At 63.4% G+C, this 24819-nt stretch carries 19 protein-coding genes; 9 read left to right on the top strand and 10 right to left on the bottom strand.

The window, feature by feature from the left end; genetic code table 11:
• Positions 1–31: 31 nt before the first annotated feature.
• The 3 genes from BLT65_RS24330 to BLT65_RS24320 form a co-directional block, all read right to left on the bottom strand.
• Positions 32–799: an aldolase gene (locus BLT65_RS24330; protein ID WP_091781914.1), complete on the bottom strand. Its 768-nt coding sequence runs from the start codon at positions 797–799 to the stop codon at positions 32–34.
• Between the two features lie 40 nt (positions 800–839).
• Positions 840–2183, bottom strand: coding sequence for an MFS transporter (locus tag BLT65_RS24325; RefSeq protein ID WP_091781911.1), 1344 nt, complete (start codon positions 2181–2183; stop codon positions 840–842).
• 140 nt (positions 2184–2323) lie between these two features.
• The gene (locus BLT65_RS24320) at positions 2324–3913 is read right to left on the bottom strand and encodes an FAD-dependent monooxygenase (protein ID WP_091781908.1); all 1590 of its coding nucleotides are present in this window, start codon (positions 3911–3913) and stop codon (positions 2324–2326) included.
• Between the two features lie 349 nt (positions 3914–4262).
• Between BLT65_RS24320 and katG the strand changes: the two genes are divergently transcribed.
• The 9 genes from katG (at position 4263) to BLT65_RS24275 (ending at position 15907) form a co-directional block, all read left to right on the top strand.
• Positions 4263–6527: a catalase/peroxidase HPI gene (gene katG / locus BLT65_RS24315; protein ID WP_091781905.1), complete on the top strand. Its 2265-nt coding sequence runs from the start codon at positions 4263–4265 to the stop codon at positions 6525–6527.
• A gap of 338 nt (positions 6528–6865) precedes the next feature.
• Positions 6866–8680 carry an L-lactate permease gene (locus BLT65_RS24310; protein ID WP_042305691.1) on the top strand — a complete coding sequence of 605 codons (1815 nt, stop codon included), beginning with the start codon at positions 6866–6868 and terminating at the stop codon, positions 8678–8680.
• Positions 8681–8922: 242 nt separating this feature from the next.
• Entirely contained in the window at positions 8923–9630 is a 708-nt protein-coding gene (phoU, locus tag BLT65_RS24305; RefSeq protein WP_091781902.1) for a phosphate signaling complex protein PhoU, read from the top strand.
• 224 nt (positions 9631–9854) lie between these two features.
• Positions 9855–10664 (top strand): class I SAM-dependent methyltransferase, encoded by an 810-nt coding sequence (locus tag BLT65_RS24300; RefSeq protein WP_091782248.1) that lies wholly within the window; start codon positions 9855–9857, stop codon positions 10662–10664.
• A 69-nt stretch (positions 10665–10733) separates the two neighbouring features.
• Positions 10734–11816: an ABC transporter substrate-binding protein gene (locus BLT65_RS24295; protein WP_042305693.1), complete on the top strand. Its 1083-nt coding sequence runs from the start codon at positions 10734–10736 to the stop codon at positions 11814–11816.
• Positions 11817–11827: 11 nt separating this feature from the next.
• Positions 11828–12691: an ABC transporter permease gene (locus BLT65_RS24290; RefSeq protein ID WP_244186580.1), complete on the top strand. Its 864-nt coding sequence runs from the start codon at positions 11828–11830 to the stop codon at positions 12689–12691.
• A 24-nt stretch (positions 12692–12715) separates the two neighbouring features.
• A complete protein-coding gene (locus BLT65_RS24285) occupies positions 12716–13609 on the top strand; it encodes an ABC transporter permease (RefSeq protein ID WP_091781900.1) in 894 nt (297 codons plus the stop codon).
• 23 nt (positions 13610–13632) lie between these two features.
• On the top strand, positions 13633–14490 hold the full coding sequence (locus BLT65_RS24280; protein WP_091781897.1) for an ABC transporter ATP-binding protein: 858 nt from the start codon (positions 13633–13635) through the stop codon (positions 14488–14490).
• A gap of 37 nt (positions 14491–14527) precedes the next feature.
• Positions 14528–15907, top strand: a complete 1380-nt coding sequence (locus BLT65_RS24275; protein ID WP_091781894.1) for an LLM class flavin-dependent oxidoreductase — start codon at positions 14528–14530, stop codon at positions 15905–15907.
• A gap of 32 nt (positions 15908–15939) precedes the next feature.
• Here BLT65_RS24275 and BLT65_RS24270 read toward each other — a convergent pair whose 3' ends face one another.
• From BLT65_RS24270 to BLT65_RS24240, 7 genes are all read right to left on the bottom strand, one after another.
• Positions 15940–16521: a c-type cytochrome gene (locus BLT65_RS24270; protein ID WP_091781892.1), complete on the bottom strand. Its 582-nt coding sequence runs from the start codon at positions 16519–16521 to the stop codon at positions 15940–15942.
• Positions 16514–17791 (bottom strand): sulfite dehydrogenase, encoded by a 1278-nt coding sequence (soxC, locus tag BLT65_RS24265; RefSeq protein WP_091781889.1) that lies wholly within the window; start codon positions 17789–17791, stop codon positions 16514–16516. The genes BLT65_RS24270 and soxC overlap by 8 nt, the downstream gene beginning before the upstream one ends.
• Positions 17769–18509, bottom strand: coding sequence for an amino acid ABC transporter permease (locus BLT65_RS24260; RefSeq protein ID WP_091781886.1), 741 nt, complete (start codon positions 18507–18509; stop codon positions 17769–17771). Before BLT65_RS24260 ends, soxC begins: the two co-directional genes overlap by 23 nt.
• Positions 18506–19237: an amino acid ABC transporter permease gene (locus BLT65_RS24255; RefSeq protein ID WP_091781883.1), complete on the bottom strand. Its 732-nt coding sequence runs from the start codon at positions 19235–19237 to the stop codon at positions 18506–18508. The genes BLT65_RS24260 and BLT65_RS24255 overlap by 4 nt, the downstream gene beginning before the upstream one ends.
• Positions 19238–19244: 7 nt before the next feature.
• A complete protein-coding gene (locus BLT65_RS24250) occupies positions 19245–20063 on the bottom strand; it encodes an ABC transporter substrate-binding protein (RefSeq protein ID WP_007736359.1) in 819 nt (272 codons plus the stop codon).
• A gap of 162 nt (positions 20064–20225) precedes the next feature.
• Entirely contained in the window at positions 20226–21725 is a 1500-nt protein-coding gene (locus tag BLT65_RS24245) for an efflux transporter outer membrane subunit (RefSeq protein ID WP_091781880.1), read from the bottom strand.
• Complete coding sequence (locus tag BLT65_RS24240; protein ID WP_091781877.1) at positions 21722–24817, bottom strand: efflux RND transporter permease subunit; 3096 nt, start codon at positions 24815–24817, stop codon at positions 21722–21724. Before BLT65_RS24240 ends, BLT65_RS24245 begins: the two co-directional genes overlap by 4 nt.
• Positions 24818–24819: the final 2 nt, after the last annotated feature.

Below are 24819 nucleotides of genomic sequence, written 5' to 3'. Positions count from 1 at the left end.
TTCTCGCATGTGTTTCCGGCCCACTCCGCCCTCAGAACAGCACGTCCGGCTCCCGCTTGATCACGCGTCGTGCGAACAGCGCAAAGCTCGACTTGACGATGCTCGGCAGCAGCAGAAAATCGTGCGACTCTTTTGCGCGCGCGGCGTCGATGGGTTTCAGTTCGCCCACTGACTGCGCAAGAATCTGGCTGCGCGCCGCGCGCTCAATCAGCATCGACAGATACGCCGATTCTTCCAGCGAAGCAGTCGCCGCGAGAAACCCGTGGTTCGCCAGCAGAATCACACGCTTGCTGCCGAGCGCCGTCGAAATGATCTCGCCTTCGCTATCGCCGATCGGCAAGCCGGGCCATTCACGCAGGAACGCGCAGTCGTCGTGAAACGGCGTGGCGTCCATGTGCGCGACTTCGAGCGGACGTCCCGTCATCGACAGCGCGTTCACGTACGGCGGATGCGTATGCACGATGCAGTTCACGTCGGGCCGCCGCCGGTAGATCCACAGGTGAAAACGGATCGCCGGATTGGCCATGCCGCGGCCTTCGATCACGTTCATCTCGTCGTCGATGCGGATCACGTTGCTGCGCGTGGCTTCGTCGAAGCCGTACGCCATCGCCGTGGTCAGAAACGTGCCATCGGATTCGCGCACGGTGATCTGTCCGGCGAGCGTTTCGGAATGGCCCTCGTACGCGAGCATGCGGCACGCGAGCGCAATTTTCTGGTGCGCGTCCCACACGCCCTGTTCGAGCTTGCGGTCCATCTTCGCCGCGAGGCCGTCGTTCAGTTCTCTGTCGTGTTCATTCATTGACTACTCCATTTGGAAAGCGTGTTTGCTTCGCGGTGCATCACGCGGAACGTGTGTCGCCCAGCGGGTTCGGGCGGATCTCCGGCGCCTGCGTTAACGGTTCCGCGTGCGTTGCATCGAGCGGGCGGCGCGGAGCAAAGAACGTGAAGCACGCAGCGACGAGCGCGCTCGCGGTAATGTAAGTCGCCACCGCGTTCGGATTGCCGTGTCCTTGCGCGAGCAACGACGAACAGATCAACGGATTAATCCCGCCGCCGACAATCGCGCCGATCGCACCAATCGATACACCCGAAAAACGCACGCGCACGTCGAACATATCGGCGAAGAAGCCGCCTTGCGGGCCGTACATCATCGGATGCACGACGCCGAGCGCGAGCACGACGGCGACGGTGATCCACATAGGATCGCGCGTATTGAGCATCGTAAAGAACGGCCACACATAAAGCGCGCATGTAACCAGTCCGGCGAGATAGATCGGCTTTCGTCCGATGCGGTCCGACAGCGCCGCAAAGAACGGCACCATGAAAACGCCGAGCGCCGCGCCACTCATGATCGCGCCAAGAATCACGGATTTCGGCAGCTTGAGCTGCACCGTGACATACGCGACCGCGAACAGCACCACGAACACCGACCACGTAATTTCACCCAGCCGCGCCATGAAGACGATCAACACCGCGCGCGCGTGGTCGCGCATCAGGTCTCTGAGCGGAAAGCGGGCCACGCCGTGACGCGCCTGCAATTGCGCGAATTCGACGGTTTCCGGCAGACGCGCGCGGCCAACAAGCCCGATCACCACCAGCACCGCGCTAAACAGAAACGGCAGACGCCAGCCCCATGACAGAAACGCAGGCTCGGGCAATAGCGAAGTCAGCAGCAACGCGCCCGTCGACAGCAGCACGCCGCCGTAGCTGCCCGAGTTGCTCCAGCTGCCGTAAAGTCCACGGCGATGCGCCGGCGCGCTCTCGACGCCGAGCACGATCGCCCCGCTCTGCTCGCCGCCGATGGCGAAGCCTTGCAGCACGCGCAGCGTCGTTAGCAGGATCGGCGCCCAGATGCCGATGGACGCGTAAGTCGGCAAACAGCCGACCAGCGTCGACGCGATGCCCATCACGAGCAGCGTGACCATCAACAGCGTCTTGCGGCCGATCCTGTCGCCGAAGTGCCCGCAGATCAACGCCCCCGCGCCGCGCGCGAAATAGCCCGCCGCGTAGGTGCCGAGCGAGGCAATCGTGCCGGCGAGCGGATCGAGGTTCGGGAAAAAGAGCCGGTTGAACACGAGCGCCGAGGCCGTGCCGTACAGAAGGAAATCGTATTGCTCGATGGCCGTGCCGAGAAACGCGGAGACAAACACATACGGCCAGCGGGCGCGGGCAGGCGTGGACATGAGGACCTCGGGCGTGGGGTGGGATGCCTGCAGTATCGTTTTTGACACGCCCGAGAATTTGTCTATGCGCGAACCGATGTCTTGTTTGCGGGTGTACCTCTTATGGCGCGACGCGGATGGGTTTTCTGCGTTGGTCGGGCTTAGCCGCGAAGCATTCGTCCCCAGCTTTTCACCGCATCGCCCGAGCAACTGCTGCTTCTCCATCCGATATGCCCATCCGGCCGCACGATCCACGCCGCGCCGCCGGATGCGCGAAACGTCGCCGCAAACTCGCCGTTCGTATCCGTCAAAACCGTCATCAGTTCGCCGCCGGGCACTTCGCAGCCCGGCGCCGCAACCAGCACAGTCGACGCTACACCAGGCAGCAACTCGGCAAGCGCCCGACAGCCATCGGCAAACGCTTCGACCTGCGCGTCAGCCGCATCGACATAACCAAGCAGCACATGCCGTCCATGCCCGACAAACTCCTGCAATCGCCGTGGACGCCCCACAAAACGCTGCGCCAAACCATACACATCCGGCAGCCGGTCGCCCGGCGCTGGCAACTCCGGGTCCGCATCCGCGCACATGTCGGCGACGATCGGACTGCCGCGATACGTAACCAGCAACTGGGTCTCGCGCATGGCCGGATTGGCGGCCTGGCGGGCGAGCACGGCGTTGAGCGCGGCGCTCGTCGACTGAACGACGTCCACGCCGACGGGATGCCGTTCCGCCGAATAGCTATCAAGCAACGCAGGATGCGCAAGACCTTTCGCCACGTGCGCGAGTTTCCACGCGAGGTTGTGCGCGTCCTGCAATCCCGTGTTCATCCCCTGGCCGCCGACGGGCGGATGAATATGCGCGGCGTCGCCCGCAATGAACACGCGGCCATGTCCATACTCGGACGCGATGCGATGACTCACCCGATACACCGACGACCAGCGCATCGAAGACAAACGCGTGCCTTCCGGCAGCGAGGGCAACAGCAGGGCGCACATCGTGTCGAAATCAGGTGCGGCAACGCCCGCCAGCGAAGCTGAATGCTCGTCCGGCACGATCATCGACAACCGGTAGCGCCGCGCCGATCCGCGAACCGGCACCGCGGCCACGCTGGTTTTCGCGCGCGCCGCGTCGCTCCATTCGAAGCGGTACATGGGCCCGCGCGGATGATCCCAGTCGACATCCACGTCAGCGAGCGCAAAAGTCTGCGGAAATTGCGCGCCTTCGTACGACAGCCCCAATGCCGAACGCACCTTGCTATGCGCGCCGTCACATCCGACGAGCCATCGGCAGCGCACCGTGCGTGCCTCGCCGTGTGGCCCCGTCAGAAACGCTTCGACCCCGTCGCCCGTTTCGACGAAGCTGTCGAGCGTGAACCCATAGTTCACACGTCCGCCGTGCTCGGTGAACGCCGCTTCGAGCAGCCGCTCCGTCTCGTACTGCGCAAGCGAAAGCGACCCGTACGGCAAGTCCTGCTCCGGCACATGCATGCTGCGCGCAGGCACCATCGCCCCGTCGACCCACGTTTCGACGCCCGTAAGCCAGACACCCGCCTCGATTGCGCGATCAACGATTCCCAGATCGTCGAAAATCTCCAGCGTGCGAGGCGTGATGCCGAGCGCCTTGCAGAAGAACCCTCTCGCCGGCATCCCGTCGATCACGCTCACGGCGACACCGTCGCGCTGCAATTCGGTGCCAAGCAGCAAGCCGACGGGACCAGCGCCGACGACGAGCACATCCACGTCTTCCATGTTCCGCTCCTCACGGTTCATCGCGCACTCAAATGGAATCAAGGCGAACTGTCACGCAAACCCAAAAAGAATAGGCGATACGGCACCGCATATCAGCGCAAGGGCGCTGTGAATCCGCTCCCGCGCTATAGCGGCGAGCTATTGGCGGGATTGCCGCAAACGAATTCAGTTGCCCTTCGCCGTCGCATATATTGAAACCGAACAGATGCGCCGACAACGCGGCGATATGCGTAATCGCACATACCGCCGCGCTTGTAACCCGAGGTGCGGGCGCAGGACGGCGATCTGTCGCACAAGCCCGACACCATCGTAAAACGCATAGTGGAGACATCTCCCAAGGAGACGACGCATGTCAAACGATGCAAAGTGCCCGTTCATTCATGCCGCCGGCGGCGGAACAACCAATCGCGACTGGTGGCCAAAGCAACTTCGGCTGGACCTGCTCAGCCAGCATTCCAGCCGGTCCAATCCGCTGGACAAGGATTTCGACTACGCCGAGGCATTCAAGAGCCTCGACCTCGCCGCCGTCAAGAAAGACCTCGCGGCGCTGATGACCGACTCGCAGGACTGGTGGCCCGCCGACTTTGGCCACTATGGACCGCTGTTCATTCGCATGGCATGGCACAGCGCCGGCACGTACCGCACGGGCGACGGACGCGGAGGCGGCGGTCGCGGCCAGCAGCGTTTCGCGCCCCTAAACAGTTGGCCGGACAATGTCAGCCTCGACAAAGCCCGCCGCCTGCTGTGGCCAGTCAAACAGAAATACGGCCAGAAAATCTCGTGGGCCGATCTGCTGATCCTGTCCGGCAATGTCGCGCTCGAAACCATGGGCTTCAAGACCTTCGGCTTCGCGGGCGGTCGCGAGGACACGTGGGAACCGGACCAGGACGTCTACTGGGGTAATGAAAAAACCTGGCTCGGCGGCGACGTCCGCTACGGCAAAGCCGCCGCGCCCCGCGACGCAGGCGACGAAGGCGTGCTCGTCGCCGACGAGGAACTGCACGGCGAAGAAGCCAGCCGCACCGATAGCGGGCGGAATCTGGAGAACCCGCTCGGCGCCGTGCAGATGGGCCTGATCTACGTGAACCCGGAAGGCCCGGACGGCAATCCCGATCCGCTCGCCGCCGCGCACGACATCCGCGAAACCTTCGCGCGCATGGCGATGAACGACGAGGAAACCGTCGCGCTGATCGCGGGCGGCCACACTTTCGGTAAAACGCACGGCGCCGGTCCCGCCGATAACGTCGGCGTGGAACCCGAAGCCGCCGAACTCGAAAACCAGGGGTTGGGCTGGAAAAGCAGCTTCGGCAGCGGCAAGGGCGGCGACACGATCACGAGCGGCCTGGAAGTGACCTGGACGGCCACGCCGACGCAGTGGGGCATGGGGTTCTTCGAGAACCTGTTCGGCCATGAATGGGAATTGACCAAGAGCCCCGCCGGCGCGAACCAGTGGGTCGCCAAGGGCGCGACGGCCACGATCCCGCACGCGCACGATCCGTCGAAAAAGCTGCTGCCGACGATGCTCACCACCGACCTGTCGCTGCGCCTCGACCCCGAGTACGAAAAGATTTCGCGGCGCTTCATGCAGAACCCGGATGAGTTCGCCGACGCCTTCGCGCGCGCCTGGTTCAAGCTGACGCACCGCGACATGGGGCCGCGCGCCCGCTATCTCGGCCCGGAAGTGCCCGCCGAACAACTGCTGTGGCAAGACCCGATTCCCGCCGTGAATCATCCGTTGGTCGATTCCAACGACATTGCGTCACTGAAGCAGAAGATTCTGGCTTCGGGGCTTTCCGTCGCGCAGCTGGTGTCGACGGCGTGGGCGGCGGCGTCGACGTTCCGCGGCTCGGACATGCGCGGTGGCGCCAATGGCGCGCGCATCCGCCTTGTGCCGCAGAAGGATTGGGCGGCCAATCAGCCCGAGCAACTGGCGAAGGTGCTGAAAACGCTCGAAGGCATCCAGAGCGAGTTCAATGGCGCGGCGGCCGGCGGCAAGAAGATTTCGCTCGCCGATCTGATCGTGCTGGCGGGCGGCGCGGCGATCGAGCAGGCCGCGAAGAGTGCCGGGCAGCTCGTCAGCGTGCCGTTCACGCCGGGACGCATGGACGCGTCGCAGGAACAGACCGACGTGCAATCCGTCGCCGTGCTGGAGCCGGTCGCCGATGGCTTCCGCAATTTCCTCAAGGGCAAGTACAACGTGCCGGCGGAAGCGCTGCTGATCGACAAGGCGCAACGGCTGACGCTGACCGCGCCGGAGATGACGGTGTTGATCGGCGGCTTGCGCGTGCTGAACGTACACACGGGCGCCGATTCGCACGGTGTCTTCACGAAACGGCCCGAAACGCTGACCAACGACTTCTTCCGCAACCTGCTCGACATGGGCACGGAATGGACGCCTACGACACCCGCGCGCGAGGTGTTCGAAGGTGCCGACCGCCGAACGGGCGAAGTGAAGTGGACGGGCACGCGCGTCGATCTGATCTTCGGTTCGCACGCGCAGTTGCGCGCGCTTTGCGAGGTCTATGCGAGCGAGGACGCGCAGGAGAAGTTCACGCGCGACTTCGTTGCAGCGTGGGTGAAGGTGATGAACCTGGACCGCTTCGATCTGGCTTGAGCGGTTGCCGCGTTTGCGGCTGTTGAATGCGCGGTGCGATTGCCGTTGTTAAAGCGGCAACGCACCGCGTTGTTTTTTTGTGCGCCGCGCATCACACCGGCTGCGGCGGTGTCGCAACGCACGACACTTGCCCAACTCATTGACCACGCATCGACATTTCCTTCCGCGCCCACAAACGCCTCGCAAACATGCGCCGTGGTGGCCCCAAAACTTGAAATCCGCGATGCGTCCCGCTATACCACAAGCATCGGTCGGGAATCTGTAAGGATCGAGCGCCGCTCCGGCGCGGGTCGTCCGTTGCCGGATGAACGTGAATCCTTGGATCAGGAAGGTAAGCCATGTACCAGCAGACCTATAACCCGTTGGGCAATGCATTCCTTTCCACGATCGTTGCCGCGATCCCGATTCTGACGCTGCTCTACTTCATCGCCCTGCACCGCCACCGCGATGCGCAGGGCAACGTGCATCTGGGCATCTCCGCGCCGTATGCGGCGTTTTTCGGCGTCATCGCCGCGTTCATCATCTCGTGTCTGGTCTTCAGGATGCCGGTGGCGTCGGCCGTTTCCGCGTTTGCGCTCGGTTCGCTTTCCGGCTTTCTCGGCATCATCTGGATCGTGCTCGCCGCGATGTTCCTGTACACGATGAGCGTCGTGACGGGCAAGTTCGAGATCGTCAAGGAGTCGATCGTCCATATTTCCTTCGATCGGCGGCTGCAATGCGTGCTGATCGCTTTCTCGTTCGGCGCGATCATCGAAGGCACATCGGGCTTCGGCACGCCTGTCGCGATCGCCGGCGCCGTGATGGTCGGGCTCGGTTTCAGGCCTTTCCAGTCCGCAGTGCTCAATCTGCTGGCGAATACGGCACCCGTCGCGTGGGGCGCGATCGGCACGCCGATCGTCACGCTCGCGGCCGTGAGCGAACTCGATCAGGTCACGCTGTCGGCGATGGCGGGCCATCAATTGCCGTTCGTCTCGGTCCTCGTGCCTTTCTGGCTGGTCGCGACCTTCGTGAAGATGGAAGGCGGCACGTGGAAAGAAGTCTTCGAAGTCTGGCCCGCGATGCTATGCGCAGGCGGCTCGTTCGCGCTCATGCAGTTCTACGCGTCGGGCAGCCCCGCGCTGCATCTGATGACGGACGTCGTATCCGGCGTGTTCTCGGTGATCTGCACGGCGTTGTTCCTGCGCTTCGTGTGGCACCCGAAAACGCGCTTTCTGCTGCGCGATGAACGCGAAGCGCTCGCGCGCGCCGGCAAGAGCACGACACCCGTCGTGACAGACCGCGGCGAATGGAAGTACAAGTACTCGGCGGCGCAAACGGTCTATGCGTGGATGCCGTGGGTGATCCTGATCGCCTGTTGCGCGCTGTGGGGCGTGCCTGAGTTCAAGAAGCTGCTCAACAACCTGTTCGCGGGCGTCACGTTTTCGACGACGCTGCTCGGCTCGCCGTTCAAAGGCACGCTGTCGCTGCCCGTCTGGGACATGCCCGCGCTGCACAACCTCGTGCAGCGGATGCCGCCCGTCGTGGCCGCCAACGCAAAAGCGGAAGCGGCGCGCTTCACGATCAACTGGCTGTCGGCGGCGGGAACGGGCGTTTTTGTCGCCGCCGTGCTGTCGGGCCTCGTGCTGAGACTGAGCGCAACGCAATGGAAAGACGCCTTCATTCAGACCATGCGCCGCATGAAAATCCCCGTGCTGGTGATCGCCCAGGTGCTGGGCCTTGGATTCCTAACGCGCTACTCCGGCACCGACGCCGTGCTCGGCCTCGCGTTCACGGGGGCGGGCGTGCTCTATCCGTTCTTCGCGGCGTTCCTCGGTTGGCTCGGCGTGTTCCTGACAGGCTCCGACACGGCGTCGAACGCGCTGTTCGGCAGCCTGCAACGCATCACCGCGCAGCAGCTCAACCTGAACCCAATCCTGATCGTGGCGACGAACTCGACGGGCGGTGTAATGGGCAAAATGATCGACGCGCAGTCGATCATGGTCGCCTGCGCGGCCTGCTATGACGATCCGAAGGAGCGTTCGTTCGCGCTCGGACCGATTTTCCGCACGGTATTCTTCCATTCCATTGCCGGCGCCGCGCTAATCGGCGTGATTGCGATGTTGCAGGCGTATGTATTCCCCGGGATGATTCCGATCCCGCCTGTTGGCAAATAGCGCTGTCGTGGCCGTCTGGCCGTCCGCGAACGGCCGCGAACGCTCCCCTGCTCCCTCCGACCCGTTGCCCGCAGGCAACGCGACCTTGCGCGTCGGTATAACCCCGCTTGCATGTGTAATTTTGCATCGTTAACATGAAACGATATATACGGTTTTCTACGCTGCGGAATTCGACGCAGTGTGGCGACAAGCGGTGATACCGCATCACACTACATAGAGCCTGTGTGGCAAGGGGGCGCATCATGTCCGACAAGCATCTCTCCAGTCAGTTCGACGCTGCGCTCAACATGCTATCGACCAACCTGCTGGAAATGGGCGGCGTAGTCGAACGGCAAATTACCCGCTGTCTGTCGTTGCTCGACGCCTATGACCCCGCGCTCGTCGAAGCCATTCGCGACAGCGAGCGTGAGTTGAACGCGCTCGAAATCGAAATCGATGAAGAAATACACCGCGTGATCGCGCGCCGTCAGCCGGCTGCACGCGACCTGCGGCTATTGATGGCCATGTCGAAGTGCGTCACCAACCTCGAACGCATGGGCGACGAAGCGCGCAAGATCTCCAAACGTATGCGGCGCATCGACGAATATGGCGGAATGCCGTCCATCTCGCTGGCCGAGCTGAAGCAGTGCGGTGAACTGGCGTCGTCGATCCTGCATCGGGTGCTCGACGCGTTTGCGCGCATGGACGCCGTGGCCGCCGCGCAGATCGTGCGCGACGACAAGGCCATCGACGATGTATTCCGCGCATTCGTCCAGCGGCTCGTGACACACATGAACGAGACGCCGCGCACCGTTTCGGTCGCGCTCGAATATCTGTTTATCGCGAAGGCGTTGGAGCGGATCGGCGATCACGCGAAGAACATTGCCGAATTCGTCGTGTTCGTCGTCAAGGGGCGCGATGTACGTCACATTCCGCTGCGCGAACTCGAACGCGAGGCATTGACGAACTGAGCACGCACTGACACACGGCATTGACATACGTTAGCGGCGAATCAACGGGTCAGGCATCCGCATCGTTCACTGTTGCAGATGCCTGTTCACGATAACAAGCGCAGCCGCACCAGAACGTGACAGGAAAGCATCGCAGCGCATATGAATAGCTCGAATGCTTTCTTGTCGTGACGTACTGCGTCGACAAGAATGAGCGCTCAAAGACGACCACTGCGCTCATTCCCATGTCGAAAGCACCCAGCCTGCAGCTCGATTCCGCCACGCTTGCCGACGAATACGATCGCCTCGGCATCCGCCAGTTCAATCATGGTCTGCAACTGCTCGACGCGCTCGACCTGCGCGAAGGCGAACGCGTGCTCGACATTGGCTGCGGCACGGGCCGCCTGACGGAATCGGCCGCGCAGCGTGTCGGCGCACAGGGCGAAGTGCTCGGCATTGATCCGTTGCCGCTGCGTGTCGAGCGCGCGCTGCAACGCGCGCAAGGCCGTTTCGCGGCGCGCGTCGGCCGTGCCGAGCAACTCGCGGGAATCGCCGACGCGCACTTCGACGTCGTCTACCTGAACAGCGTGATTCACTGGATACCGGACCAGCAAGCGGCGTTGCGCGAAGCGTGGCGCGTGCTGAAGCCCGGCGGCCGGATCGGCTTCACGACCATGCCCGCAGACGTGCCACACGACTTGCATCGCGTGCTGCACGCGCTGATCGCCGAAGACCCGGTCTCGCAGCAAGCGGAGATCGGCGCACCGAACAAGCTCACGCGCGAAAGCACGGCAACGCTAGTGGCTTCCGTGGGCTTCGAACCCACGCTCAACGAAATCCGCGAGTTCGACGACGCATTCGACAACGTCGACGACGTGCTGTCGTTCAGCCGTGCGAGTTCCTTCGGCAATTTCCTGTCGTCGCTGCCCGATCCACACGTTGCGCGTCTGCGCGAGCACCTCGCCGACGCGCTCGAGTCGCATCGCGGTCCGCGTGGTCTGCAGTTGACGCGCCGCATGATCTTCACCACGGCTCGCAAACCGCTCGCGCACTAATCGCGGCGACGGTTCGCCACCATCGGCGTCCGCCCTTCATCCCTTCTTCCGTTTGCATTCGCTCATTCAATGGACAACCGATTCCGCCGCACCTTCACGCTCGTGAAGTCCGTTCTGCTTGCGACCGCGCTCGCCTTCACCGTGCCGCAGGCACACGCCGATAAACCTGCCGTGATCCGCATCGGCGTCGCGCAGCAAGGCGCGGGCGATCCGCCCACGTTCGGCGGCTCGCCCGCCGCGACGGTGCAGCAGTTGCAATTGCTCGAAAAGGAATTCGCCGCCGACGGCATCAAGGTCGAATGGCTGTTCTTCAAGGGCGCGGGGCCCGCCGTCAACGAAGCCATCGCCGACAAATCGCTGGACTTCGCTTTTCAGGGCGATCTGCCTTCCGTGCTCGGCCGCGCGAATGGCCTGAAGACGCGCATTCTGCTCGAATCGGGCGTGCGCGTCGGTGTGAAGATCGCCGTGCCGCCCGATTCGCCCGTGCAGTCGGTGAAGGATCTGAAAGGCCGGCGCGTGTCGATCTTTCGCGGCACCAATCTGCAACTCGTCGCGGACAACGTGCTCGCCGCGAACCAGCTCGACGAACGCGACCTGCGCGTGATCAATCTCGACTCGGCGAGTTCGCTGGCTGCGTTGTCGTCGAAGGGCATCGACGCGTCGGTCAACGACTATCACCTCTACAAGCTCCGCGATCAGGGTCTCGCGAAGATCATCTACGAATCGCAGACGGACGGCCCGCAATTCACGCGACAGTCGCATTTGCTCGTGCTCGACGACTTCGACCGCGCGCATCCCGACATCGTGCAGCGCGTGGTCAATGGCTTCGTCAAAGGCGCGCAATGGTCGTCAGACGAAGCGAACCGCGACGCGCTCTTCAAGCTGTGGGCGAAGAGCGGCGTCACCTACGCGTCGTGGCAGGCGGAGTTCGCCAACCAGCCTCTGAAGTCGCGCAACTCGCCGCTCGTCGATCCGTTTATCGTCGCGCGCTACAAGGCCGTGGCGAGCGACGCGCTCAAACTGAAGCTGATCCGCCAACCCGTCGAAGTCGACGGCTGGTTCGAGACGCGCTATCTCGACAACGCACTGCGCACACAGTCGCTCGAGCACTACTGGACGCGTTACGACGCGCAAGGCAAACCGCTGGGTTGATGGGGTCCGCGATGAGCAAGGCGATAGACCAGTGGCCGGCTATTACGAAGCGCGCCAGATCGGACCAGGAGCAGGCAAGCCCGACGTCGGAGCAGATACAACGGCGCGTGCGCGCGATCGTGTGGCATCTCGCTCCGTGGTTGCTGCCTGCCGCGCTGTTTGCGCTATGGAGCGTCGGCTGCGCGCGCGGCTGGATCGCGCCGCAAATTCTTCCGCCGCCGCAACAGGTATTCGACACGCTGTACGAACTCGCGATCAGCGGCGACCTGGCGCGCAACACACTGGTCAGCCTGCAACGCGTGCTGGTCGGCTTCGGCGTCGGTGCGCTCGCGGGCTTCTTCATCGGCGCGGCATTGGGTTTGTCGCGCACCGTCGAAGCCTACGTGCTGCCCGCCTTCAATGCGCTCGTGCAAATTCCCGTATTGGGCTGGCTGCCGTTTCTGCTGTTGCTGGTCGGCGTCGGCGAGCCGTTGAAGTACATCCTGATCGCACATGCCGCGCTTGTGCCCGTTACGTTGAGCACGATGCAAGGCGTGCGGAACACGCCCGCCACGCTCGATGAAGTTGCGCGCGTATTCGGCTACAGCCGTTTGCAGCGCGTCGTGTATGTCGTGCTGCCCGCCGCCGTGCCGACACTCGCCACGGGCGTGCGGCTCGCGTTCACCAAGGCGTGGCTTGCGCTCGTCGTGGTCGAACTGGTGGCGTCGTCGGAAGGGCTCGGCTATCTGATCGTGTATGGCCGGCAGTTGTTTCAGCTCGACCTGGTGATGGCTTCCGTCGTGATCGTCGGCGCAATCGGCTTTGCGATCAACCGCGCGCTCGATGCACTCGAAGCCCGTCTGCGGCGCGGACAACCATCGGCATTTCGCGAGTGAATCATTCGATCGAGGACACACGTCATGCCTTCCACACGTCCGCTTCCACGTCTTTTTTCGCAGCGCAAACCCAGCGGACCGCCGCCGTGCAGTTGCGACGCTCCCGTAAAGCCCGAACGTCAGTCCGCACTCAAACAGCGTCTTTCCACACTCAACTTGCGCGGCCTTGTGCTGCCGCTCGCCGCGTTCGCGCTGTGGTGGCTCGTGTCGGCCTTGCATCTCGTCAAGAGCGGCTTGCTCGTCAGCCCTGTCGATGTCGCGCGCACTGCGGTGCAGCAGATTCAAAGCGGCGCGTTGCTGCGCGCGCTGTCGGCTTCGCTCGCGCGTGAAGCGAGCGGCTTCGTGATCGGCACGGCGGGCGGCCTGCTGCTCGGCGCGATGCTCGGTTTCTCGCGCATCGCCACACGACTGATCGGCCCGACCTTCGACACCTTCAAGCAAATCTCGCTGTTCGCATGGATACCGCTGATCTCCGTGTGGTTCGGTCTCGGCGACATGGCGAAAGTCGTGTTCCTGTCGCTGGCCGCGGTGCTGCCCGTCGCCGCGCACACCTGCGACGGCATTCACGCCGTGTCGCCGCGCTATGTCGAAGTCGCTCGCGCGTTTCGCTATTCGCGCCTGCAAATGGCGCGCTTCGTGATTCTTCCCGCCGCGCTGCCGTCGATCTTCACGGGCATCTATCTCGCGCTGATCTACTCGTGGCTCGCGACGCTCGGCGCCGAATATCTGCTCGTCGCGGGCAGCGGGATCGGCAACACGCTGATCGACGGCAGCGAGCAGTTCAGGATGGATCTCGTGCTGTTTGGAATCATCGTCGTCGGCATCACGGGCTGGGCGCTCAACGCGCTTGCGCGCGGCGTCGAACGGCGCGTGCTTGCGCGGCGCAGCGGTGCATCGCGCGAACGCGCCGCTGCATGACATCAACATTCAGGTAACGGCATATGACGACGACAGTCTCCGAAGGCATCCGCATCCGCAACGTCAGCAAACGCTACGCGCAACAGGACGAAGCGAACGGCACCTTGCTCGTGCTCGACGACATCTCGCTCGATATCGCGCAAGGCGAATTCGTCAGCGTGCTCGGCGCCAGCGGTTGCGGTAAGTCGACGCTGCTGCGCCTCGTCGCTGGGCTCGACCGCGACTTTCGCGGCGATATCAGCGTGGACGGCGAGCGGGTGCGCGACACGTCGCTCGAACGCGGCATCGTGTTTCAGGATCACCGGCTGTTCCCGTGGCTCACGGCTTCGCAGAACATTCTCGCCGCGTTGCGCAACGCGCCGCTTTCGACACAGCAAAAGCGCGACGCCGTCGCCGAGCATGTTGCGCTCGTTGGCCTCGAAGGCTTCGAGCATGCGTATCCGCATCAGTTGTCGGGCGGCATGGCGCAGCGCGTCGCGATTGCCCGAGGGCTCGTGAACCGGCCACGCGTGCTGTTGCTCGACGAACCGTTCGGCGCGCTCGACGCATTGACGCGCGGCCGCCTGCAAAACGAATTGCAGCGCATCTGGCAGCACGAGCGGATTACGATGATTCTCGTCACGCACGACGTCGACGAAGCGATCTATCTGGGCGACCGCGTCGTGACGATGGCGCCGCGTCCAGGCCGCGTGAAGCGCATCGCCCATGTCGATCTGCCACGCCCGCGCGAGCGCGGCGATGCGCGTTTCGTACGACTGCGCGAGCAGATTCTCGCCGATTTCACCGACCGGCCCGTGCCCGCCGATCACGACACGCCTGGCAGCGGCCTGCGTGCGAGCGTGCATGAACCGCGCATCACCGAATGGCGCCTCGCGTGGTGAAGCCCAATTTCTTTCGACGTCGATCAAGGAAACTACAGTGAGCGAAGCACGACAACACCAAAGACAGATCAGCCTCGGCGCATTCCTGATGGAAACAGGACATCACATCGCCGCATGGCGACACCCCGACACGCACGCGACGGGCGGCCTCGACTTCGCGCACTACGCGCAACTCGCGCAGATCGCCGAGCGCGCGAAATTCGACGCGATCTTCTTCGCCGACAGCGTCAGCGTGCGCGACACGCATCTGCCGTCGCTGTCGCGTACGGCACGCGCGGATCACTTCGAGCCGCTGACGCTACTGTCCGCGCTGTCCGTCGTGACTTCGCATATCGGTCTGGTCGCCACGGTTTCCACGACGTTCAACGAGCCGTACAACGTCGCGCGCAAGTTTGCTTCGCTCGATCATCTGAGCGGCGGCCGCTCCGGCTGGAATCTCGTCACGTCGAGCACGGAGACGGAGGCGCACAATTTCGGCTTCGACAAGCATCCGGACCACGCGCTGCGCTACGAGCGCGCGAAAGAATTCCACGACGTGGTGACGGGCCTGTGGGATAGCTGGGACGACGACGCGTTCCTTCGCGACAAGGCGAGCGGCGTCTATTTCGATCCCGACAAGGTCCACGTGCTCGACTATCGCGGCAAGCATTTCAAGGTACGCGGGCCGTTGAACGTCGCGCGTTCGCCGCAGGGACGGCCCGTCGTGATTCAGGCGGGTGCATCCGATGCAGGCAAGGAACTCGCCGCGCAAACGGCCGAAGTAATTTTCGTCGCGCACCAGACGCTCGCCGAAGCGAAGCATTTCTATCGCGACGTGAAAGGCCGGCTCGCGCGCTATGGACGCCGGCCCGAGCATCTGAAGATCATGCCCGGCATTTTTCCCGTGATCGGCAGGACGCAGCAGGAGGCGCAAGACAAGTTCGACGCGTTGCAAGACCTGATTCATCCGACTGTCGGATTGCAGTTGCTGTCGAATATGTCGGGTGGCGTCGATCTGTCGAAGTACGACGTCGACGGGCCTGTGCCGGAGTTGCCGGAAACCAATGGCGGCAAGAGCCGGCAACGGCTTCTGCTCGACCTCGCGCGCCGCGACAATCTGACGATACGCCAGCTATATCTGCGCATCGCGGGTGCGCGTGGGCATCAGCAGGTGATCGGCACGCCGCAGAGCATCGCCGACCAGTTGCAGCAATGGTTCGAAGAAGAAGGCGCCGATGGCTTCAACATCATGTCGCCGTGGCTGCCTGGCGGGCTGAGCGAGTTCGCCGAACTGGTCGTGCCGGAATTGCAGCGGCGTGGACTGTTTCGGACTGAATACGCGGGCCGCACGCTGCGCGATCATCTGGGACTACCGCGTCCGGAGAACCAGTTCTCGGCACGATCGGTACAAGCTGCGCAACTTGCGCAGACGGCCTGACCGGTTGTTCTACGCGCGACGGGGCGAGTCGGCTACAGACGCCCCGGTCGCGGATCAGCAACGAAGCCGTCGCGATTGGGCATGCGAACCGACGCCAGCGAATGCGCATCGAGACGCGCATCGTCGGGCACGATGCCGTTCTGGTTCAGAATCCACGCACTCACCGCATAGACTTCATCGGCGCTCAGCGATTGCGGCGCGTTGTACGGCATCGCGCGGCGGATGTAGTCGAACAGCGTCGTCGCATATGGCCAATAGCTGCCTACTGTGCGCTTCGGATTCGCTGAGGTAAGCGTGCCGCGTCCGCCAATCAGTTGATCGCCGATCAGCCCTTCTCCCTTCGCGCCATGGCACGCCGCGCATTTGGCCGCGAAGATCTTGCCGCCCATCGCGACATCACCGCTGCCCGCAGGCAAACCGTGGCCATCGGGCGCGACGTCGATATTCCACGCGGCGATGTCGGCATCGCTGACGGGCGTGCCGATCGCATCGGCCGATTTGCGCAGATCCGCATTCAACGCGGGCCGTTGCGCATCATGCGACGCGGTCAACGAAGCCGAACACGCAGCCAGCGACGCGCAAAGCAAAGACACTCGAAAAATGGACTTAAGCATTTTTCACGCTTCCATCGGCGCCGATGCGCCACTGGTGGATGCCGTTGTAGTGATAGTTCGAGTTCAGCCCGCGCGCCTGCACGAGAGTCTCGCGCGTCGGCTGCACATAACCGGTCGAATCCGTGGCGCGCGACAGAATGGCGGCTGGCTCACCGTTCCAGACCCAGCCCGATTGAAAACGCGTCAACGCGCGATCGCGCGGCGTGTCGTCGAGCGCCGCGTCCTGCCACGTCCTCCCGCCATCCGTCGATACTTCGACCCGGCGAATCGCGCCGCGCCCCGACCACGCGAGACCGACGATCGGATAAAAGCCGCGCACCGTCAGCTTTTGCCCCGACGAAGGCCGCGTAATCACCGACTTCGCGTCCATCTCGAACGCGAACTGCCGCGCGCTTCCATCCGGCAGCAGTCCCGTGTATTTCGACGTTTCCTCGCGCGTCTCCAGCGGCGCATCGACGATCTTCAGACGCCGCAGCCACTTCACGTTCGTATTGCCTTCGAAGCCCGGCACAAGCAGCCGCAGCGGATAACCGTTCTCGGGCCGGAGACGCTCGCCGTTTTGCGCATAGACGATGAGCGCCCGGTCGAGAATCCGGTCGAGTGGCAAGCTGCGCGTCATCGCGGCAGCATCGGCGCCTTCGGCGAGCAGCCATTTCGGCGCGCGTCCGTCCGTCGCCGCCGCGAGTCCGCCTGTCGCTTCGAGCAGGGTCGAAAGACGCACACCCGTCCATTCGCAACACGACAGCAGTCCGTGCGTGATCTGCACAGGCAGGCCGCTCGGGCCTTTCCATTCGCTCCCCGTGTTGCCCGAACATTCCAGGAAATGAATCCGCGACTCGGACGGCAGACGCAGCAGATCATCCATCGTGAACAGCTTCGGCTCGCGCACGAGGCCATGCACGACGAGGCGATGCGCGTCGGGATCGATATCCGGCACGCCAGAATGATGACGCTCGTACACGAGCCCGTTCGGCGTGATCGTGCCGTGCAGGTCCGCGAGTGGCGTGAGCGACGAGGCCGCGCCCGGCATCGGCCACGCGCGCGCCGCGCGGCGCACCACGTTCGCTTCGCGCGGCGACGGTTGTCCGTACGGATGATCGAGGATCGGCGCACCGGGCGTTTGCGTCCACGGATCGACGTCCAGCGGGCGCAACAGCGTCGCTGCCTTCACGCCGGGCGCGACCAGCGCGGAGAGCGCCAGCCCGCCGAGCATCCGGCGACGCGGCAACGCGGGAGCGGTTTTGGATTCAGGAATCGGCGGATTGGACATGAGAGAACCGGGTGATTCGCGAGTGCGCGTCGGGCGTATTTCGACGCCGCCCGGCATCGAGCAGGCGCGTCGCGCAAAATTGCAGCGCGGAGCACAGCAGCAGATAAACCAGACCGACGAACAGGAATATCTGCACGGGATAGACCATCAGCCGGTTATTGACCTGGTTGGCGAGAAACGTGAACTCGGGCACGCCGACGATATACGCCAGCGACGTATCCTTGATCAGCGACACCCACTGGTTCACGAACGACGGCGTCATGATCCGAACGGCCTGCGGCAGCAGCACATAGCGCAACGCCTGCCAGCGCGTGAGGCCCAGCGACAACGCCGCCTGCTCTTGCCCCGCGCGGACGGCGGCGATGCCCGCCTGCACCGAATGCGACAGATACGCGCCGCCGATCAGCGCCAGCGCGCATACGACCGTCGCGAGTCCGGGCACGTCGATGTGCAGCAGCATCGGCATCAGAAAGAAGGTCCAGAAGATCAGCATCAGGACGGGAATCGCGCGGAAAAAGCCAACCACTGCAATCAGCGCGAGATGCGCCGCGCCGCGCGTCATCGACAGTGCAATGCCGCCCGCGAGTCCGACCAAAGCGGACAGCAGCGCCGACACAATCGACATCACCAGCGTCAACGCGGCCCCACCAAGCGGGCCATTCGGAAACGTGCCTAGCAGCAGATAACGCAACGTCGGCAACCAGTCGATTGCGCTCATGCGGTGCCTCGCTGCCACGCGTGCGCGCTGCGGCGCTTCCAGAGAAGCAAACCGACTTCGATCGCCGCGATGGTCGCGATATAGAGAACCGTCGCAGCGCCGAACGCCTGGAACGTCTTGAACGTTTCCGTATCGACTTGCCGCGATGTGTATGACAGTTCCGCGAGACCGATCGCCATCGTCAGCGACGAGTTCTTCACGATGTTCATGTATTGCCCTGCAAGCGGCGGCGTCGCAATACGGATCGCCTGCGGCAGGATCACGTAGCGAAACGTGCCGAGCGGCGCGAGTCCCAACGCGGCGGCGGCCTGATACTGCCCGTCCTTGACGCCGCGCATTCCCGCGCGAAATTCTTCACCGACGAACGTCGTCGCATAACACGTCAATCCGATCCAGCCCGCGACGAATTCGAACGGCGGCCATGCAAGCGTGAACGTCCACAAGGAAAGCGTATGCGGCGTGTTGAGCCATTCCATCCAGCTTTGCGGCAGCAATGTCGCCGCGCCGAAGTACCAGAACAGCAGTTGCACGAGCAACGGCGAGTTGCGAAAGACGAGCACATACAGCGCAGCAACGCGCGTAACGAAGCCGTTACGCGCGTTGCGCGCCATCGCGAGTGCGAAACCCAACAGCGTCGCCGACACGATCACGCACGCCGACAACAGCAACGTCATCAAAAAGCCGTGCGCGAGCCACCCGACGTACTTCGGTTCCAGCCAGCCGTTCATACGTGGTTCAGCTCTTCTGCGGATCGCCGATCTTGAACAGACGCGGCAACGGCGCGCGGCTGGTCGGACCGAACCACTGATCGTAGATCTTGCCCGCCGTGCCGTTCGCTTCGAGTCCCTTGAGCGTGTCATCGACCACGTTCAACAGACGCGTCTCGCCCTTCGGCACGCCCACGCCTTCGTAGTCGTTGGAAATCGTGAACGGCGAAATTTCGTAGTTTGCCTTGTCCGGCACGTTCGCCAGCAGCGCGACGAGCTTCGGGCCGTCCTGCGTGATCGCCTGCACGTTGCCCGTGCGCAGCGCGGCGAATGCGAACGGCGTGTCGTCATACGCGACGATCGTCGCGCCCGGGAATTGCGCGCGAACCTGCTGCTCGTTCGTCGTGCCCTTATCAGCGCCGACGCGCAGGCTGTTCAGTTGCTGCGGCGTCTTAAGCACGCCCTTCTTCGCGATGAACTGCGTGCCCGACGCAAAATACGGCGTGCTGAAGTCGACCTCTTTCTTGCGCTCGTCGGTGATCGTGAAGTTCGCGAACACCAGATCGACCTTGCCCGACTTCAGAAACGCAATGCGGTTGGCGGGATTGGTCGGCTGGATTTCGAGCTTCACGCCGAGCTTGTCTGCGACGGCGCGCGCGTAATCGACATCGAGTCCGACGATCTGATTGTTCTTCGGATCGACGAAGCCAAACGGCGGATTACTGTCGAAGGTCGCGACGCGCAGCACGCCCGCCTTCTTGATGTCGTCGAGACGGTCGGCATGCGCCGCACTGGAAGCGGCGAGCATCAACCCCATGATGACAGCGCCAGCGAATCGGATTTTCATGGTAAAGACCTTCTGATAGTTATGCGTGTAGCGGCGTGCAACGGCTCATCGCCGATATCGATGATGAGCCGCGACTTTAGCAACGCCCATGCGCGCGACGAACCAATAAATCGTCACGAGCAAAGCGGTACACGTCATATGCGCCGCATGCGGCACACTTCACTATTCAGAGGCTTCCGCCGCCTTCGCGGTTTTCACGTCGCCATCCCAGCCGCCGCCCAATGCTTTCACGAGCATGACGGCGTTCTGTAGCGCGGTGCTGCTGTAATCGAGCGCGATCTTGCGGTCCTGTACTTGCGTCAATTTCGTATCGAGCACGTCGATGCGGCTAGATGTCCCCGCTGCGAAATTGCGCTGCTGACTGGCCGCGAGTTCGCCGCTGCGTTGCGCAACGTCGGTCGATGCCGCCGCCTGGCGCGTCGCGATCTGCACTGCGCTCAAATAGTCTTCGACGTCCTGGAACGCGCTCAACACCGTCTGCCGGTACGCGGCGACTTCCTGATCGTAGTTGGCGCGGGCAGCGCGCACCGACGCGCTCGTCGCGCCAGCGTCGAACACCGTTTGCGCAACGTCGAATCCAAGCGACCAGAAGCGCGTCGGCAGCGAGACTAGATGCGCAAGCGAGGTGCCGCTCCAGCCGCCATCCGCCGATAGTGTGATGGTCGGGAAATAGCCCGCCTTCGCGACGCCGATCTTCGCGTTGTATTGCGCAACCGTGCGTTCGGCCTGCACGACGTCAGGCCGCCGCTGCAACAACGCAGACGGCAGCGAAACGGGCAGCGCAGGCAAGTCGAACCGATAGTCCGCCTGCACCGGTAACGAGAACGCGGCAGGCGCTTCGCCGATCAGCACGGCAATCGCATGCTCATACTGACGGCGCGTGAGTTGCGCGCTCGCGATGCTTTCGTCGATGGCTTGCAGCGTGTTGTGTGCGGTGCGCACATCGTCATATGACGACACGCCGTGCTTATACTTTGCTTCCGTCAGCGCGAGCAGTTCGGCGTCGATCCGGCGTTCTTCATCGAGGATCGCGAGATCGGCGTCGGCGGCCCGAACGGTGAAATAGTCGACGGCCAGTGTCGCGAGCACGCTCAGGCGTTCGCCTGCCAGTTGCGCATCCGATGCCTGCGCGCTCGCCTCGCTCGCTTCGACGGAGCGCCGCACGCTGCCCCACAAATCCGGCTCCCAGCTCGCCTCCAGTTGCGCCGACACGCTCTTCGACGCATAGCTGCTGACGGTTCCGCTCGACGATACCTGCGTCGTGCTGCCGCTGCCCGAACGCGTGCCCGAGCCTGCGAATGACACCGTCGGAAACAGGCTCGCGCGTGCCGACGCCACCTGGGCGCGCGCGGAGCGATACGCCGCGTCGTACTGCGCAAGCGTCTGGTTCGCCTTCAATGCGCGCTCGCACAGATCGTTGAGCGTCTGGTCGCCGAACATCGTCCACCAGCGGCTGTCGAGCGATGCCGCCGGATCTGGCTGCGCCTGTTGCCACATTCCGCTCGCGTCGGGGCTGCTCATTTCCTTGAATGTGGCGGGCACGGCGACGTCGGGCTTTTTGTAGTCGGGGCCGATTGCGCAGCCAGCGCACAGAGTCGCAATGGCGGCAGCCACGATCGTTCGATGCACACGCCGCATCGTGCGCGTTGCTTTGTCCATCATGAAGGGTTTCCGTTACGTGAGGCGCGGCGGCCGTTGAAGCGGTCGAGCCAGAGGTAAATCACGGGCGTCGTGAAGAGCGTCAGCAACTGGCTGACCATCAGGCCACCGAGAATCGCGACGCCGAGCGGATGACGAAACTCGTGCCCATAGCCCGAACTGACGATCAGCGGCACCGCGCCGAACAGCGCGGCGAGCGTCGTCATCATGATCGGCCGGAAGCGCGTGAGGCACGCCTGATAGATCGACTCTTCCGCGCTCGCGCCTTGTTCCCGTTCGTACGTGACCGCGAAGTCGACCATCATGATCGCGTTCTTCTTCACGATACCGATCAGCAGCACGATGCCGATCAGCGCGATGATCGTCAGTTCATAGCCGCATACGTAGAGCGCGATCAGTGCGCCGAGGCCCGCTGAAGGCAGTGTCGAGAGTATCGTCAGCGGATGAATCAGGTTCTCGTACAGAATGCCGAGCGCGATATACACGGCAATCAACGCGCCGATGATCAGCAGCACTTCGCTGCCGCCCGACTGCTGCATCATCGCGCCTTGCCCCGCGAACGCCGGCAAAATCGTGTTCGGCAGATTCAGCGACGCGACGGCCGCCTTGATGGCCGCATTCGCATCGCTCATCGACACGCCTTCGCGCAGGTTGTACGACAGCGTGACAGCGGGAAACTGGTTGTCGTGCGCGATCGTGACGGGCGCGTGCGACAGCGTGCGTGTGGCGAGCGCGGATAGTGGAACCAGTGTTGCGTTTGTTGAGGAAGATGTACTTGAGGTACTGGTCGCGTTCGTCGCAGGCACGTACAACGTGTCCAACGTCTTCGGGTCTTGCCAATACTGCGGTGCGACCTCCATCACCACGTGATACTGGTTCGCCGGGCCATAAACCGTCGCAATCTGGCGCTGGCTGAACGCGTCGTTCAATGCATCGTCGATTGCTTCGAACGGCACGCCCATGCGCGCCGCCGCGTCGCGATTCACCTGCAGCATCATCGAAAGACTTGCGCTCTGCACGTCGGCATTCACGTCGCGCAGTTGCGGCAGCGCGCGCAGCTTCGCCTCGATGCGCGGCACCCACGTATCCAGTTCGTCCTGATTCTCCGCCGTCACCGAGTATTGAAACTGCGCCGAGCTTTGCCGCGCGCCGAACATCAGGTCCTGCGCGGATTGCATCAACAGACGCACGCCGGGAATGTCGGCCGTACGATGGCTCAGATCGGCGATCACCTGATTCGCGTTGTGCTTGCGTTCCGACAACGGCTTGAGCGTAATGAACATCATGCTGTTGCTCACCGCATTGCGTCCGCCGACATAGCCCGACACCGATTGCACATCCGGGTTCTGCAGAATGCGCTTGTTGATTTCATCGAACTTCTGCTTCATCGCCTGAAATGAAATGCTCTGCGACGCCTGAACGTTGCCCATCAGCCGCCCCGTGTCTTCGATCGGGAAAAAGCCTTTCGGCATCACGGCCACCATGCCGACATTGGCGAACAGCAGGAACACAGTGACGACAAGCATCGTCTTCGGATGACGCAGCGCCCAGCGCAGACTGCGCCCGTAAGCGCGTTCGACACGCGGCCCCAACGCGCCTTCGCTCTGCTTGTGCGGCACATGGCGCAACAACAGACGCCCGAGCGTCGGCGCGAGCGTCAGCGAAATGACCATCGAAATCAGGATCGCAATCGCCAGCGACACCGAGAACTCGCGGAACAGCCGCCCAACCAGACCGCTCATCATGATGAGCGGCAGAAACACAACCACCAGCGACACGCTGATCGTCAGCACCGTGAAGCCGACTTCGCGCGTGCCGTCGAGCGCGGCGGCGAGCGGCGACTTGCCCTGATCCAGATGCCGCATGATGTTTTCGACGACGACGATCGCGTCGTCGACCACGAAGCCCGTCGAGATCGTCAGCGCCATCAGCGACAGGTTGTTCAGGCTGTAGCCGAGGAAGTACATCGCGGTGAACGTGCCCGCGAGCGCGAGCGGCACGGTGATCGCCGGGATGAGCGTGCTGCGCCAGTCGCGGAAGAACGCGTACGACACTGCCGTCACCAGCAGCACGGCCGCCAGCAGCGAGACTTTGACATCGAACACCGACGAGCGGATCGTCTGCGTGCCGTCCAGCACGACGTTCAGCTTCACCGTCGACGGCAAACTCGCGGCGAGTTGCGGCAGCGTGGCGCGAATCGCATCGACGGTCTTGATCACGTTCGCGTTCGGCTGCTTCGACACGATCAGCAGCACCGCCGGCTTTCCGTTCGCGAGGCCATAGTTGCGCAGGTCTTCCGTCGACTTCACCACTTGCGCGACATCGGTGACATGCACCACCGTGCCGTCGTGCGTGCGGATCACGAGCGGCTTGTAGTCGGCGGGTTCCATCAACTGATCGTTCGCGCCCAGCACATAGTGCTCGCCGTTCATGCTGACGGCGCCCTTCGGCAGATCGACGCTCGCGTTCGCCAACGCAGTACGCACGGAGTCGAGCGCGATGCCGTAGTGGCTCAGCTGATCCGGATTCAGTTCGACGCGCACCGCCGGCAGCGCGCCGCCGCCCACGGTCACATCGCCGACGCCTTGCACCTGCAACAGCTTCTGTTGCAGCACCGACGACGCATAGTCGTACATCTGCCCGACGCCCACCGTATCCGACGTCAGCCCGACGATCATCACGGGCGCGGCAGCCGGATTCATCTTGCGATAAGTCGGCGTTTGCGTGAGCGTCGTGGGCAGATTGCTGCGCGCGGCGTTGATCGCCGCCTGCACGTCGCGCGCGGCGCCGTCGATGTCGCGGTTCAGATCGAACTGCAACACGATCTGCGACGAACCCGACGAGCTTTGCGACGTCATCTGCGTGAGGCCCGCAATCGAGCCGAAGGCGCGTTCGAGCGGCGCCGTCACGGTCTTGGCGACCGTGTCGGGATTCGCGCCCGAAAGCGTCGCGCTGACCATCACGACAGGAAAGTCCACCGACGGCAGCGCCGCGACAGGCAGCAGCCGGAACGCGACGATGCCGAACAGCGCGAGACCGATCGCAAGCAGCATCGTGCCGACGGGACGGCGAATGAACGGAGCGGACAGATTCATGC

Source organism: Paraburkholderia steynii (assembly GCF_900100565.1).
Taxonomy (GTDB): domain Bacteria; phylum Pseudomonadota; class Gammaproteobacteria; order Burkholderiales; family Burkholderiaceae; genus Paraburkholderia; species Paraburkholderia terrae.
Note: the sequence above shows the minus strand (reverse complement) of the source record. Positions and strands in the feature narration are given on the sequence as shown.